A 14,156-nucleotide genomic window follows, 5' to 3' on the forward strand; every position below is an offset into this window, starting at 1 on the left:
AGAGAACGATGGAACAAGCATATTTAGATCTAGGAAGAAAAATATTAGCAGAAGGCAATGATAAAAGTGATCGTACCGGAACGGGAACACGCAGTGTCTTTGGTCACCAAATGCGTTTTGATCTGTCCCAAGGCTTTCCATTGTTGACAACCAAGAGAGTTCCTTTTGGCTTGATCAAAAGCGAATTATTGTGGTTTCTAAAAGGAGATACCAACATTCGTTATCTCCTAGAACATAATAACCACATTTGGGATGAATGGGCGTTTGAACGCTATATTAAAAGTGATGCTTACACAGGTCCTGACATGACGGACTTTGGCCGTCGTTCCTTAGTGGATGAAGCTTTCAATGAACAGTACCAACATGAGTTGAAACAGTTTTGTGAAAAAATCTTATCTGATGATACATTCGCTGAAACCTTCGGCGATTTGGGTCATGTTTATGGGTACCAATGGCGCCATTGGGAAAAAAGTACGGGTGGGTTTATCGATCAAATCAAAGAAGTGATCGAGATGATCAAAACAACGCCAGACTCTCGTCGTTTGATCGTCTCTGCTTGGAATCCAGAAGATGTACCGACGATGGCGTTGCCCCCTTGTCACACGATGTTTCAATTTTATGTTCATGATGGTCGCTTAAGCTGTCAGTTATATCAACGCAGTGCCGATGTCTTTTTAGGCGTTCCCTTTAATATTGCTAGTTATGCGCTATTAACGCACCTGATTGCTCATGAAACTGGACTAGAAGTCGGAGATTTTATCCATACATTAGGTGATGCTCATCTGTACAGTAATCATATAGAACAGATGAAGGAACAGTTGACTCGTTCAGTACGTCCGGCGCCAAGCTTACAGTTAAATCCTGAAAAACAGTCAATCTTTGATTTTGAAATGGAAGATATTACCCTGGCAGGGTATGATCCGCATCCAACAATCAAAGCACCGATCGCAGTTTAAGTGGTTGTTTGGTTTCATTTCATAAAGAAAGGAATGAGGCGTAATGGAAAATACCCACAAACGAGGCTTTGCGGCGACCTTTCATCAGAGACATGCTGGATCGATTCATGCATTGCTCATTGATCAATGCATTGATTTCTTGCATCAGCACTATGATGCAGTTTGGCTATCCGTATCCGAGGAAACAGTGCCGGAGCTAAAAGAAGCCATTCGATCAAATCAGCAGTGCACTGCCATTTTTATACCAGCAAAAGGGGCGGCGGATGCCCGCAGAAGACTTGTTTTTGCTGCACAGCATAATTTACCAATGCTGGATTCATTGCATATTTGTGATTTTGATCGCGTAGTGACTTGGATCGAGACGTATCCAGAAGAACTTGTGGCAATAAGCAAACAGCCGTTACCAGAGAATACGTATTGTATCCTAGGACGAACTGCAAGGGCGTTTGCGAGTCATCCGCAAACGTGGCAAAGAACGGAGCGCTTGATCAACGAGATCGCAGCTGACTTTTTTCAAATACAAGAAATTGATGTCGCAGCTGGTAGTGCTCTTTTTCCTATCTCCCTGATACCGACCTTACTGAAAAACAACAACGCGCGTTTAAACGATGGGGAATGGCCGAGAAATGTCCAAAGAAGCGGCGGCACAATTGTTTACCAAGCCTGTGATGGCTTGCGCTTTGATGAGCGCAACAAAGATTCATTTGAGCATGCATCAGCTTTTCAGCTGATGCAGCGGCTGCAGGTTGCTGCTACTATTTCGGAATCATTTTATACAGAAGGGATGTAATTTTTATGTTGATCGCACTTTGGGCACAAGATCAAAAGGGTTTGATCGGAGCGGATGGCACACTGCCGTGGCATTTGCCGAATGATTTGAAATTTTTTAAAGAGCAAACCATCAATAATACGATTATAATGGGGCGCAAAACCTTTGAAGGCATGGGAAAAAGATTACTGCCGCAGCGTACGACGATCGTTTTGACAAGTGATCCACACTATCAAGCCAACGGCGCGTTAGTGATGCATGACCGAGAGGAAATCTTAGCGTATGTGAAGCAACAAGAGCATCCCGTTTTTTTAACTGGTGGAGCGGGTGTTTTTGAAGCGATGATTGACGATTGCGATCAATTGTACCGTACAGTGATCGCTGCGGAATTTAACGGAGATGTGTATTTCCCAGAGATTGATTGGGCGCAATGGAAACTTGATCATGTGATCGATGGGATCGTCGATGAAAAGAACCGTTATCCCCATCAATTTGAATTTTATCATAGAAAATAAAAGAACAGGAAGCTTTCTGCAGCGAAAGTTTCCTGTTCTTTGTTTGTAAGCAATGCTTCATTTTTAGGTATACAACAAGACGGAGAAGTACATCAGTCCAGCACCTAACATAACGAATAAGTGCCAAACCACATGCATGAATCGAACGGATTTTAAACTATAGAATAGCGCACCTACAGTATAAGAAACACCACCGCTTGCTAGTAAAAATGTTCCCCAGTAGCCTAAATGTTCGATCAGAGGTTTAAAGGCGACGACACATAGCCAGCCCATGATGATGTAGATCAGGGTGGAGATTTTTGAGACAGTCTCTTTTTTATGAAGAGTCAGTGACTTATAAACGATGCCGCTAATTGCTAGTAGCCAAATCAAGACAAAGAGTGACCAGCCAAGCCAGCCTTGGATACTAAGCAAGCAAAAAGGTGTATAGCTTCCGGCGATCAGCAAGAAAATGGAGGCATGATCAAAGACTTGGAAGACCTTTTTTGCTTTGGTAAAAATCAAACTGTGAAATAAGGTAGAAAAGAGGAAGAGCAAAATCATCATCGACCCATAAATGGCATAGGAAACGATATGGATAGGTGACCCTAGATTTGCCCCCTTGATTAAGAGGATGACCAGTCCTGCGATACTCAGTCCTAATCCGATCCCGTGGGTTACTGCATTTAATACTTCATTGACGATCAAATATCTGCGACTAAACTTCATGTGCTGCATTCGGCACCGTCCTTTCGAATCGAAATTAGATGAAAAAAAATTTTCTCTCTGTTATACTTAGTATAAATGGTCTGTGGTTATTTTACCACGAAAAAAGACTTGATTTAAAGAGAGAGTGAATATATGATGGCAAATCTTAAAATTGTGACAGATTCTTCCAGTACGATGGAACCAAGTGTCCGTGATGCTTTGGCTATCCATGTCGTGCCTTTATCTGTAATGATCGATGGTGTCGTTTATCCAGATGATGAAACGCTGCCGGGAGAAAAATTTATGCAAATGATGGCGCAAGCCAAAGAATTACCTAAAACTAGCCAGCCGCCAATCGGTCATTTTGTAGAACTATATGATGAATTAGGCAAAGATGGCAGTGAAATACTATCGATTCATATGACCAAAGGGCTTAGCGGAACCGTGGAAGCGGCTCGTCAAGCCAGTCATTTATCAAAAGCCAAAGTCACCGTGATCGATAGTGACACGACAGACCAAGCGTTGGCTTTTCAAGTGATTAGGGCAGCAGAATTGGCTAAAGCCGGTAAGACACTAGAAGAAGTTTTACCAGAGGTGGATTTGGTGCGGGAGCATACGAAATTATTTATCGGCGTTTCAACGTTAGAAAACTTAGTAAAAGGCGGTCGTATCAGTCGTGCCAAAGGTCTTTTATCGAGTTTGCTGAACATGAAAGTGATTATGGATTTTGATCATTCAGAACTGATTCCAGTCGTCAAAGGACGTGGTGTCAAGACCTTCAATAAATGGTTTGAAGAGTTAAAAGCTGAACTGAAGAGTATGCCTAAAGTGACGAAAATTGGTATTTCTCATGCTGAAGGGTTAGAAATCACAGAACGTTTCCAAAAGGAATTAGCGGAACTATTCCCCGAGTTGGATATCCCCTTGTTGCACACGACACCGATCATCGCCACTCACACAGGTAAAGGTGCCTTTGCGATTACTTATAGTACGGAATAAAAAAGCATGTTTTCTTTCAGCGATTCGTTTAATGACGAATCGCTTTTTGGCGTATGACAAGCTGTCAGGAAGAAAAAAGAAAAAAAGAAGCTGCCTTTGCTTGTCGACTCTTTGGCAGGTAGCTGTTTTCTTTCTTAAGTTTGAAGGATTGCGACTAGGAATTTTATGAGAATTTTGTTAAAATAGCAAAGATTACAAAGGAGTTTGAATACCTGTGAAATGGAAGAAATTAGTAACTTATCTACTCGTTGTGGGATTGATAGCTATTGGAACTGGCTTACTGTTTCATTTTACTGTTCCCAAAGCCCAACCATTGCTGACCCCTGTGGACAAGCTAGCAGCCAATGATTCGAAAAAATCCGCCATTGAATATCTCGCTCTTGGGGATTCCTTGACAGAAGGGGTTGGTGATGAAACAGCTCGTGGTGGCTTTGTGCCAATTTTGGCTGGGGATCTAGAGGATCGCTATGATTTGAGCAATTTGGTAACTAAAAATTATGGGGTCGCTGGTGAAAGAAGCGATCAGATTTTAAAGCGAGTGAAAAACGATGAAGACTTACGCCAAGATCTTAGTCAAGCGGATTTGATTACCTTGACTGTCGGCGGTAACGACGTACTAAAAGTGATTCAGAGCAATTTCTTCGGCTTGAGCATTGAGACGTTTACGGAACCGATGGAAGATTACCAGGAACGTTTAAAAGACTTGTTTGCTCAAATCCGCGATTTGAATAGTGATGCACCAATCTATGTCTTGGGCATCTACAATCCATTTTATCTGAATTTCCCAGAAATCACGGATATGCAGACGATCATTGATAACTGGAATAAACAAACGGAAACGTTCGTCAATCAGCAAGACAATGCCTTTTTTATTCCTATCAACGATTTGCTCTATAAAGGGTTAAGTGATGAGGTCGGTATTGCTGATACAGAAGAAGGGGAATCAGAGAAAACTGCCGAATCATCGGACACAGAACGCTTATCTGATTCATCGACGACAGCTTCGGACGAATCACAAAGCAGTACTTCAACGACAACTGATTCATCGCAAACTGTCGGGAATAATATCACAAACAATGTTTTGTATGAAGGCGATCGCTTCCATCCCAATAATCTTGGGTATCAACTGATGGCGAATGCCGTTCGCGATGAAGTGATCAAAACGCAAAATTATTGGTTGCTAGAGGAGGAAGCAAAATGAAACCAAGCGAATCAACGAAGCAGCCGGAAAAAACAGCTGCAACGAAAAAAAAATCGATTAACTACTGGAAAATTGCTTTTCTAGTGTTGGTCGGTATCCTTTTAGGCACGACGGTTTTCTTTGCTTCAAGAATTTTTCAACAGCGAGAAACCGGCTTAAATGAAAGTGCTGAACTTGTTCAACGGGAGGGCAGTCCTGTTCTGACCGTTAACAGCAACAAGAGCCAGGTCAACCAATTGATTGATTTTTATCTGTCTGATTTTCAAAAAGATCAAGAGGTCAAGTATAATTTTGAGCTAAGAAATGAGGCATTGTTGACGGGAGAGTTTCAAGTATTAGGATTTCCTATCACCTTCTATCTCTATTTTGATCCTTACGTGACCGAAGAAGGTAACGTTCAATTGAAAGCCAAAAGCTTATCAATCGGCACCTTGGATCTGCCCACCAGTGAAGTAATGAAAATGATCAAACGTAGTTTTAAATTTCCTGATTGGATCGATGTCAATGCCGATGAACAAATCATTTTGATACGTTTGGATCAATTCCGTATGCAAAATGGCTTGTTTATCAAAGCCAACAAAATCAATCTTGTGGATGATGAAATTCAAATGAGTTTATATTTACCAGCTGAAACGGAGGATGAATAATGGAACGAGCAATTTTTGCCGGTGGGTGCTTTTGGTGTATGATCCAACCCTTTGATGAATTAGAAGGGGTGCATTCAATTTTTTCCGGCTATACCGCAGGACATACCGAAAATCCGACTTATGAAGAGGTCAAAAGCCATCAAACCGGGCATACAGAAGCAGTGGAAATCATTTTTGATCCTGAAAAAATCAGTTATGAAGACCTTTTGACGATCTATTGGCAGCAAACGGATCCGACAGATGCTTTTGGTCAATTTGAAGATCGCGGCGACAATTATCGTCCGGCTATCTTCTATTTTAATGAAGAGCAGCGGAAAAAAGCCGAAGCCAGCAAAGAGGCGCTTCAGGCTTCCGGTCGATTTACCGATCCGATCGTGACCACGATCGAACCAGCCCAACCTTTTTATTTAGCGGAAGAAGAGCACCAAGAGTATTACAAAAAGAATCCTGAGAATTTTGCTCGCAATCACGCCCGTAGAGCAGCCTTTTTAGAAAATCATTGGGAGCAAGAACATGCGTAAAAGTTTTTATACCTATTTAATGGCAGTCAAAGGACCGAGTCATACAGATGAGGCCCAGATCTTTGCTACTCATGCAAGTCATGATATCCAGTTTCCGAAGCACAGCGATGACTATGATGAAGTCTCTTCTTATCTGGAACTAAATGTTGATTATTTGCCATCCATGGATATTTTTGATCGTATCTGGGCAGAGTATCTCGAAAATAACAAATAAAAAACTATCCTTCGTTTTGTATGGTTGCATAAAATCCGCAGAACGGAGCTGTTTTTTCTCAGAGAGGTGTTGTGAATGAAAGGTTTAACGACGAGCCGATATATCGTTTCTCTCGTTTGTGTCGCAATTTTGTCAGGAGGCGGTGTCTATTTATGGCAAACGGCTCAGCAAAATCAGCAGACGACGCAACCGGTGACAGAAACGACCACAGAAGCCAGCGGAATGGAGAAAATCCAGTCGCTATATGACCAAATCCTTGCGAATTATTACCAAGAAGTTGATGAGGATGCCTTGATAGAAGGTGCCCTTCAAGGGATGACTGATGCGCTAGATGATCCTTATACGACGTATTTGAACCAATCAGATGCGGATAACTTAGAACAATCACTTTCTGGAAGTTTTGAAGGGATTGGTGCTACCTTGTCAATCGTTGAAGACTATCCAGAAGTCGCACAAGCGCCGATAAAAAATACGCCTGCTGAAAAAAGTGGTCTGCGGATCAATGACCGAATCGTCAAGGTAGACGGTGAAGATACGCAAGGACAGGAATTATCTGAAGTTGTGGGAAAGATTCGTGGTGAAAAAGGGACGAAAGTCACCTTAACGATTCAACGTGATCAGGACACCTTTGATGTGGAGATCACTCGTGATGTGATCCCAATCGAAACAGTCCATGGAGAAATTGCTGAAAATAATGACACAATCGGTCGTATCGATATTACTTCCTTTGGTGAAAACACAGCAGCTGAGTTGAAAGAAACCATCACCGAACTGCGAGAAGCCGGCGCAAAGTCGTTTGTTTTGGATTTAAGACAAAATCCTGGCGGATTGCTGGACCAAGTACAGATCATGGCAAGTATGTTTTTAGAAAACGGCCAAACGATCGTGAAGTTTGCCAACAATCAAGGGGTGGTCAGTGAGACCAAAGCGAGCGAAGCATTGGATGAAGGATTCAAAGTCACAGAACCGGTCGTTGTTTTAATCGACGGCGGCAGTGCCTCTGCATCGGAGATTTTTGCCGCAGCCTTGCAAGAATCAGCGGATATCCCAGTTGTTGGTACAGAAACCTTCGGCAAGGGAACCGTTCAGAACGTGAAAGATCTGGGGGATAATAGTGAATTAAAAATGACGGTCATGAAATGGCTGACACCGGATGAAAATTGGGTCAATGATCAAGGTGTGATGCCGGATTATGAAGAGGACTATCCAGAGTATGCGTATTTCCCGCCATTACCACGGGACAATGCCTTAAAAGCTGGACAATCATCAACGGCAGTCAATAACCTAAATCAATTTCTTAAAGCGTTAGGGTATGCCACTAGTGGTGATACCTTCAATGATGAGACGACAGCAGCAGTGAAGACTTTTCAAGAGGCTCATGATTTAAAAGTGACTGGGGAAGTCGATGCAGACACTGCCCAAGCGATCGAAAAAGAAGTAACGGAGAAACTCAAAGCAGAGGACCCAGCATATTTAAAAGCACTGTCCTTGCTTTCTGAAGAATAAACTAAGTGAAAAATTGGAGAGGAGGCAGACGTGTGGAGGCGAAAAAACTCTGGGTTGATCGTTTTTGGCTAGTAGTGAAATATGCGTTGATCGCTTTTGCAACAGCATTCTTGATTCGGGCATTCTTGTTGATCCCAGTTCCTGTTGAAGGAAATTCGATGGAAGGAACCTTAAAACAAGGAGACATGGTGGTCATTGAGAAGATTTCGCCCATCCAACGTTTTGATGTCGTTGTTTTCCAGTTGCCGGATGGTTCGACCTATATCAAGCGGGTGATTGGCTTACCGGGTGAGTCAGTGAAATATGTCAATGATCAGCTTTACATTGATGATGAACCGGTAGATGAAGATTTTCTAGTGAAGAACCGCAGCAATGATCACGAGTCTGTCTCTTACACCAATGACTTTGATTTGGAATCTTTATTAGGTGTTGAGAAATTAGGGAAAGATAGTTACTTTGTCATTGGAGACAATCGACGTGCCTCCAAAGATAGCCGTTCCTTTGGACCAATATCAGGAGAGGCCATTTTAGGCAATGCTCGTTTTGTTTATTATCCATTGACTCATATTCGATTGATTTAGTCTGTGTAAAATCAATAAATAATTAAATAATGAATCCCCCCTTGGAATCATCCGTTGATTCCAAGGGGGGATTTTGTCTAGCTTTTTATTCTTTTTCCAAAGGGAAATGGTTAGCATCGAAAAAAGCGTTTGTTTAGTCACTAATTGCTGTTAATTTTTTTATTTTTTCATTAAAAGCATTCGATAGTTTCTGACATAAATTCGTTTCAAAATCACGATAGCGACAAAAATCAATGATCGCCGAGTTTTCTTCGGTTGTAAAAGGGGGTAAAAGCTGTGGTGAGCTCAAAATATAAAAGTCAAAAGGTTCTTCAGTTGGCAGCGTGATCCGTTCAATTTCAACGTAGGGCAACCGTTCACATATATTAAAAACTTCCATGGAAACCAAGTAGTTAGATACATAGACAAAAGCAACTTTAAGTTTATATTTTTGTTCCTTTTCAATGTAAATGGGATAAAGCAAACAGGCTTGATAAAAAGCAAGATCGGTATAACAGGTTTTTAACCACTCATAACCTTTACGATTTGCTATTTTACGCCAAAAACTTTGAATGGTATTTGTCAAAATCGTATGTAATGGGTATTTATCCTTAATGACATTTGCTTCGAAAAAATTTGAAAGGGGGACTTTTTGCTTAAATATACAGAACTTCAGCAACGTAAGATATGTATTCATATAAAGGAACGACTGATGGTCGAAGTCAAAATCACAGAGAAATTTTTGGCAATGTTCTTCAAACTCAGTCATCAGCTCTTTTAATTCTAGCTTTTCGTGATTGTAACAATCCGCTACAATCGGAAGACGCACATCTTTGGCAGAAGTCAGCATCGGCCAGTAATAAAAAAGAAAGAACAAAGAATTGATCTCAAGAATGTCTATTGCTGAATCAATGATCATAAAGAAAGCAGAGAAGAAATCAAGCTTTTCACCACTGGGGATAAATGATCGGTTCGTTAACTGATAAAGATTTGTCTTGTGACCATCCTTTAAACGAAACAGACAAATCTTGCAATGAAGTAAGGCTTCTTTTTTGCCAATTTCATACTTGCTTTTGTATTTTGTTCCTTCATAGGTAACAAAAAGCTCTTCGATCTCTTGGTCAAAGGCCTTCACCAAACTATCCCCTAAAGAAATGTGCCAGATAAAATTAAACAATAAGATGCGAATCACCATCTCTGAACCGATAAGCGTCATGGCGGATTGATTTAAGGTTACGTTAAATTCCTTTAAATGATCCTGAAGCTTTTTAGTTTGTCGGAAACAAGTCGAACGACTGATATAGTTTCTTTGGCAAAATGCCAGCAAACTTTCATCTTGATTGGTCAAGATACTTAACAACATTTTATAAGAAATACTTTCTTGGGCTAAAAACTGCTGATATTGATTGTATTCAATCAAATTTTTAGGGAGACTAAGGGTGTTTTTATGTAATGAAAGATTTACTGGGGAGAGGTTTTGCAGGTCCTCTTGGATCGAGGAAAGTAAACTTTTCAATCTCGTTGCACTTAAATGGGTCAGATTTTTCACGAACTCTATGTTGTATTCACCCGGAGCAATTGATAGTAGTTTTCCGTAGAGTCCGATTTTGTCTAATGCTCGGGTATCTAAGAGTATTTTTTCAATCAAATGATCACCTTCTTATTTTATTAATAACTTATTTATATTACTGTGTAAAGACACGTCTCAAAACTTTTGCTTTTTTTTAGAAAAACTGAGACAAATTTTTGCCAGAGCTGTCTCATAAAGAACAAAAATAGAAATCGCATGTGAAAAACGCTAGTTTTTTTTAGTTATTAAATAACGTTGGTTAATTGGTTCCGCTTTGAAATAAAAAAACTTTTTTATTTATGAATAACTACAGATGCGTAAATTTTTCCTGTTTTTCAGAAAATAAAAAAAAGAGGTGTCTTTCGCTTCTTTCTTGTATCATCAGCTTGTAATTTTTGATTCTTTGAAAGGAGGTCTTTTTATGTTTTTGACAAAGAGACACCACTGGTTCTCTTTCATTTTCTGTATGTTAGGGGGGATATTATTTTTCATTTATTCGAGTTTGCAAACAAATGGGATAGCAAGTGCACAAGAAGAAAATACGATCGCTATTACCGAAACGGAGCAGATCAAGTTGACAGGTCAACGGGAGGGCAATCAATTTACTTTACGATATCAGCTATCACAAAAAAACAAACAGCAACGCATCTGGCTGCAATTATATGCACTTGATGAAACGAAAGAACAACCGCTAACGAAAACGAACAACAAAGAGGTGGTTTTTATTGAGGATGAATCTGCGCAGTCTTGGCTAACAACACAAGACTTCTTGAAAACACCCTGTGAACAAGAAGTAACGTTTCAACTACCTAATGAAACAAAAAAACTGAAGTTGGCGATTCAGATTGAAGAATATGATCACGAAAATCAAGAATCGCACAAATTGGCGTCTTTGGATGAATTGATAGTTGACATTCCGCTTGCGACAGAATCTGCTTCCTCAGATAGGGTGGAAGTCAGCTCAATTGATTCACAAGCTGCAGAAACCGGCACGGAGTCAACTTCGGAACAAGTGTCGAATGAGGACTCAAAAGGTATTTTAAACGAAGAAACGCAGGAAGAGACAAAGGAAACAGGAACAACGACAAGTTCTTCTGAAGACGAAACACTCATTGAACCGTTTAAACAAGAACGTCTTTATCAAAAAACGACCGTTTCACAGGCTTTTGCTTCGATTGAACCAGATTATACGACAGACCAAAGCGGGACGTATCCTTCGGCTAATTGGACAATTGATGAAAAGAGCAATGTCTTAAATCATCAGGGGAACAAAGATGCAGGCGAAACCTGGGATGGCGTAACTACATGGAATGGTGATCCAGAAAATTTGACCAACTCGTATATTGAGTATGGTGGTGTGGGAGATGAAGCGGATTTTGCTTTACGGAAATTTGCAAAAGAGACGAATACTCCAGGACTGTTTGATGTCTACCTAAATGTACGAGGGAATGTTCAACGCCAAATTGATCCGATCGATGTTGTGTTGGTAGTGGATTGGTCAGGGAGTATGAATGAGATGGGACGCATCACTGAAGTAAAAAAAGGTGTGGATCGCTTTTTGAATCAAATTGAAGGAAGCGGCATTCAAGACAGTGTCTACATGGGCTATGTCGGTTATTCCAGTGATGGTAACAATTACCAAAACAAAACCTGCCAGTTAGGAAAATTTTCTGAAGTCAAAGAGACGATCCGAACGATGACGCCAGAAACAGCAGCTGGGGGGACCTTTACCCAAAGAGGGCTGCGCCAAGCTGGGGATATGCTAGCAACGCAAAATGGACATAAGAAAGTCATCGTTTTGCTAACAGATGGCGTGCCGACCTACAGTTATCATGTGTCCAGAGTGCATACACAAGCAGATGGTAGTTATTATGGAACCGCCTTTTCTCTTTCTCAAGACCAGCCGATGAATACTTCACATCTCTACAACGGGTATTTTGCATCTGATCAGTACGGTAACTCTAAATGGATCAACAATACGTTTGTCGCCACGATCGGTGAGGCGATGGCGTTAAAAGAGCGCGGGATTGAGATTCACGGATTGGGGATTCAACTGCAAGGGGATCAAACAGCTGGGTATACAAAGGCCGATGTTGAGAACAAAATGAGACAGATGGTTTCTGCTGATGAAGAGGGGCATCTTTATTATGAGTCAGCCAATGAAGCAGCGGATATTGCCGACTATCTCGAGAAAAAAGCCCTTCATATTTCGGCGACAGTCACTGATGGAGAGATTACTGACCCCATTTCGCAGCCATTTTTATACGAAGAAAATAGCTTGTCCATCAAAAGTGTCGGTTCTGCTGCTCTAACGGTGCAGCCTGAGGTCACGATATCTGACAATACACTCAATGCTTCTGGTCTTTATTTAGGCGAAGGACAGGAACTGCAAATTCATTATCAAGTGCGGATTCAAACGGAAGCAGCGGATTTTAAACCAGATACTTGGTATCAAATGAATGGAGAAACGGTGTTTTATCCGAATCATCAGTCCGATCAAAAGGCATTGTTTGGTGTGCCATCTGCCAAAGCAGCTGGGAAGGAGTTGACGATCAAAAAAGTCTGGGAGGAATACGATGGCGATAAGTCAAGTCGCCCAGAATCTGTCTATTTTGAAATAAGCAGAAGCCCAGTTACTAGCAAGGAGAGCTGGCAAACAGGATATCTCAAACTTACTGAGACCGATGCACAAGATCAGACAAGTTGGGAACGAAGCAAGGTTTCCGCGGTTTCTGAAAAGGATGGAACGGATTACGAAGAAACCCGGCTACTGCCGCTTTATAACAATCAAGGAGAAACGTTTAATTATCAAGTCACAAATGAACTGGCAGTATCAGGCTACGAATCGACAAGAGTGGACGTTTCTACATGGAAAAACACAAAGACGTTTGTGCCCCTCGCATTAAATCTGATCAAAAAATCCGCTGTAGGAGAGGTGAAGCTGACAGGTGCTGTTTTTGAATTGACGGGCGCTGGAAAGACAGTAACCCTTGTGGATCAAGGGGATGGAACGTACGGGCTGCCAGCAGATACTACGTTGCAAAAAAGTCAGACGTATCGTTTAAAGGAAGTCACTGCACCGGCGGGACATCATTTGGCTAAGCAAACAGAGTGGCTGATCCATATTGATGAGCAAGGGCATGCGACGATTGATGGACAACCTGTCACACTGGTCGAGCATACGATTACCCTGGAGATTACCAATCCGTTTAAAGAAATTCCAGTCGCTATTCGAAAATATACGTTGCAAAATGAGCAGCAAGTATTGTTAGCAGGCGCTGTCTTTTCTCTTCAACAAAAAACAGCAGGAGGGGATTATCAAGAAATCGCCTCAGAAACGTCGGATGATGTTGGGATGGCTGAATTTACGATCCTTGAGCCTGGCGCTTATCGTATCTCAGAAACAGCCGGTCCGCTCGGATATGATACGGTTGCCGGTGACTATGAATTTGTCGTTGGTACAGACGGAAAAATCCAGTATCAAGGGGAAAATGTCGACGGGGATGCCAACTGTTGGACCCTTACCCATGGCAATCAGTTAAAACCTTTTGATTTGGTGGTCAATAAACAGGATGAACTGGGACAAGCACTTGAGGGGGCAAAATTCCGGCTAAGTGGAAACGGACGGACTGTCGAACTGCCTGAAAACGGAGAAGCACTAGCGGTATTTCACTTCCAAGATCTCACACCCGGCAGCTATACCTTGGAAGAAACTGGTACACCCGCAGGCTATGCAGGTTTAACAGCACCTGTCCAAATCAAGATTGAAGAGGATGGTCAGGTCTTTATCGATGAAGAACGACTACCGAATCTTCTTGTTTCTGGAGAAAAGAACAATCAAATAGAATTGATCGTAACCAATCAAGTGAAAGTGTCTCTTCCTGAAACCGGAGGGAATTGGCATGGATGGATGGTCATTCTTTCAGCAAGTCTGCTAGTCCTTTTAGCTGGTAGCTATTTGCACGTTAAGCGCAAAGATAAGCCTTCATTAAAGTAATTTTTCCATTCGCG

The 14,156-nt window shown here is 41.5% G+C and carries 13 protein-coding genes; 11 read left to right on the top strand and 2 right to left on the bottom strand.

Annotation, left to right across the window (positions count from 1 at the left end):
• Positions 1-8: 8 nt before the first annotated feature.
• The 3 genes from IGK63_RS05690 to IGK63_RS05700 are packed head-to-tail and all read left to right on the top strand — an operon-like array spanning position 9 to position 2,240.
• On the top strand, positions 9-956 hold the full coding sequence (locus IGK63_RS05690; protein ID WP_005236877.1) for a thymidylate synthase: 948 nt from the start codon (positions 9-11) through the stop codon (positions 954-956).
• A gap of 43 nt (positions 957-999) precedes the next feature.
• A complete protein-coding gene (locus IGK63_RS05695) occupies positions 1,000-1,746 on the top strand; it encodes a hypothetical protein (protein ID WP_275626201.1) in 747 nt (248 codons plus the stop codon).
• 5 nt (positions 1,747-1,751) lie between these two features.
• Complete coding sequence (locus IGK63_RS05700; protein ID WP_008379636.1) at positions 1,752-2,240, top strand: dihydrofolate reductase; 489 nt, start codon at positions 1,752-1,754, stop codon at positions 2,238-2,240.
• A gap of 63 nt (positions 2,241-2,303) precedes the next feature.
• Here the strand turns inward: IGK63_RS05700 and trhA are convergent, their stop codons facing one another.
• Positions 2,304-2,957, bottom strand: a complete 654-nt coding sequence (gene trhA, locus IGK63_RS05705) for a PAQR family membrane homeostasis protein TrhA (protein WP_005236874.1) — start codon at positions 2,955-2,957, stop codon at positions 2,304-2,306.
• Positions 2,958-3,083: 126 nt separating this feature from the next.
• Between trhA and IGK63_RS05710 the strand changes: the two genes are divergently transcribed.
• The 7 genes from IGK63_RS05710 to lepB all read left to right on the top strand — a co-directional run bounded on the left by IGK63_RS05710 (position 3,084) and on the right by lepB (position 8,596).
• On the top strand, positions 3,084-3,926 hold the full coding sequence (locus tag IGK63_RS05710; RefSeq protein WP_034872242.1) for a DegV family protein: 843 nt from the start codon (positions 3,084-3,086) through the stop codon (positions 3,924-3,926).
• Positions 3,927-4,140: 214 nt separating this feature from the next.
• A complete protein-coding gene (locus IGK63_RS05715; protein ID WP_086317054.1) occupies positions 4,141-5,127 on the top strand; it encodes an SGNH/GDSL hydrolase family protein in 987 nt (328 codons plus the stop codon).
• Entirely contained in the window at positions 5,124-5,774 is a 651-nt protein-coding gene (locus IGK63_RS05720; protein ID WP_005236869.1) for a YpmS family protein, read from the top strand. The genes IGK63_RS05715 and IGK63_RS05720 overlap by 4 nt, the downstream gene beginning before the upstream one ends.
• Positions 5,774-6,295 carry a peptide-methionine (S)-S-oxide reductase MsrA gene (msrA, locus tag IGK63_RS05725; RefSeq protein WP_008379644.1) on the top strand — a complete coding sequence of 174 codons (522 nt, stop codon included), beginning with the start codon at positions 5,774-5,776 and terminating at the stop codon, positions 6,293-6,295. The genes IGK63_RS05720 and msrA overlap by 1 nt, the downstream gene beginning before the upstream one ends.
• Positions 6,288-6,509: a YozE family protein gene (locus IGK63_RS05730; RefSeq protein WP_005236867.1), complete on the top strand. Its 222-nt coding sequence runs from the start codon at positions 6,288-6,290 to the stop codon at positions 6,507-6,509. The genes msrA and IGK63_RS05730 overlap by 8 nt, the downstream gene beginning before the upstream one ends.
• A gap of 75 nt (positions 6,510-6,584) precedes the next feature.
• Positions 6,585-8,015 (top strand): S41 family peptidase, encoded by a 1,431-nt coding sequence (locus IGK63_RS05735; protein WP_016613217.1) that lies wholly within the window; start codon positions 6,585-6,587, stop codon positions 8,013-8,015.
• Positions 8,016-8,047: 32 nt separating this feature from the next.
• Positions 8,048-8,596, top strand: coding sequence for a signal peptidase I (gene lepB, locus IGK63_RS05740; protein WP_008379649.1), 549 nt, complete (start codon positions 8,048-8,050; stop codon positions 8,594-8,596).
• Between the two features lie 133 nt (positions 8,597-8,729).
• On the opposite strand, the gene IGK63_RS05745 is transcribed toward lepB, so the two are convergent.
• Entirely contained in the window at positions 8,730-10,223 is a 1,494-nt protein-coding gene (locus IGK63_RS05745; RefSeq protein ID WP_005236849.1) for a helix-turn-helix domain-containing protein, read from the bottom strand.
• A gap of 343 nt (positions 10,224-10,566) precedes the next feature.
• Here IGK63_RS05745 and IGK63_RS05750 point away from each other — a divergent pair, with 343 nt between their 5' ends.
• Positions 10,567-14,142, top strand: coding sequence for a SpaA isopeptide-forming pilin-related protein (locus IGK63_RS05750; RefSeq protein ID WP_429972459.1), 3,576 nt, complete (start codon positions 10,567-10,569; stop codon positions 14,140-14,142).
• The last annotated feature ends 14 nt before the right edge of the window (positions 14,143-14,156 follow it).

Origin of the sequence: Enterococcus sp. AZ040 (genome assembly GCF_050499185.1) — a bacterium.
In the GTDB taxonomy this organism is placed as follows: domain Bacteria; phylum Bacillota; class Bacilli; order Lactobacillales; family Enterococcaceae; genus Enterococcus_D; species Enterococcus_D entomosocium.

What these genes read in the sequence shown, in the direction of transcription:
- IGK63_RS05730 (WP_005236867.1), top strand. Translation starts at nt 6,288, where the DNA reads ATGCGTAAAAGTTTTTATACCTATTTAATGGCAGTCAAAGGACCGAGT.
- trhA (WP_005236874.1), bottom strand. Translation starts at nt 2,957, where the DNA reads ATGCAGCACATGAAGTTTAGTCGCAGATATTTGATCGTCAATGAAGTA.
- IGK63_RS05710 (WP_034872242.1), top strand. Translation starts at nt 3,084, where the DNA reads ATGGCAAATCTTAAAATTGTGACAGATTCTTCCAGTACGATGGAACCA.
- IGK63_RS05750 (WP_429972459.1), top strand. Translation starts at nt 10,567, where the DNA reads ATGTTTTTGACAAAGAGACACCACTGGTTCTCTTTCATTTTCTGTATG.
- IGK63_RS05720 (WP_005236869.1), top strand. Translation starts at nt 5,124, where the DNA reads ATGAAACCAAGCGAATCAACGAAGCAGCCGGAAAAAACAGCTGCAACG.
- msrA (WP_008379644.1), top strand. Translation starts at nt 5,774, where the DNA reads ATGGAACGAGCAATTTTTGCCGGTGGGTGCTTTTGGTGTATGATCCAA.
- IGK63_RS05690 (WP_005236877.1), top strand. Translation starts at nt 9, where the DNA reads ATGGAACAAGCATATTTAGATCTAGGAAGAAAAATATTAGCAGAAGGC.
- IGK63_RS05735 (WP_016613217.1), top strand. Translation starts at nt 6,585, where the DNA reads ATGAAAGGTTTAACGACGAGCCGATATATCGTTTCTCTCGTTTGTGTC.
- IGK63_RS05695 (WP_275626201.1), top strand. Translation starts at nt 1,000, where the DNA reads ATGGAAAATACCCACAAACGAGGCTTTGCGGCGACCTTTCATCAGAGA.
- IGK63_RS05700 (WP_008379636.1), top strand. Translation starts at nt 1,752, where the DNA reads ATGTTGATCGCACTTTGGGCACAAGATCAAAAGGGTTTGATCGGAGCG.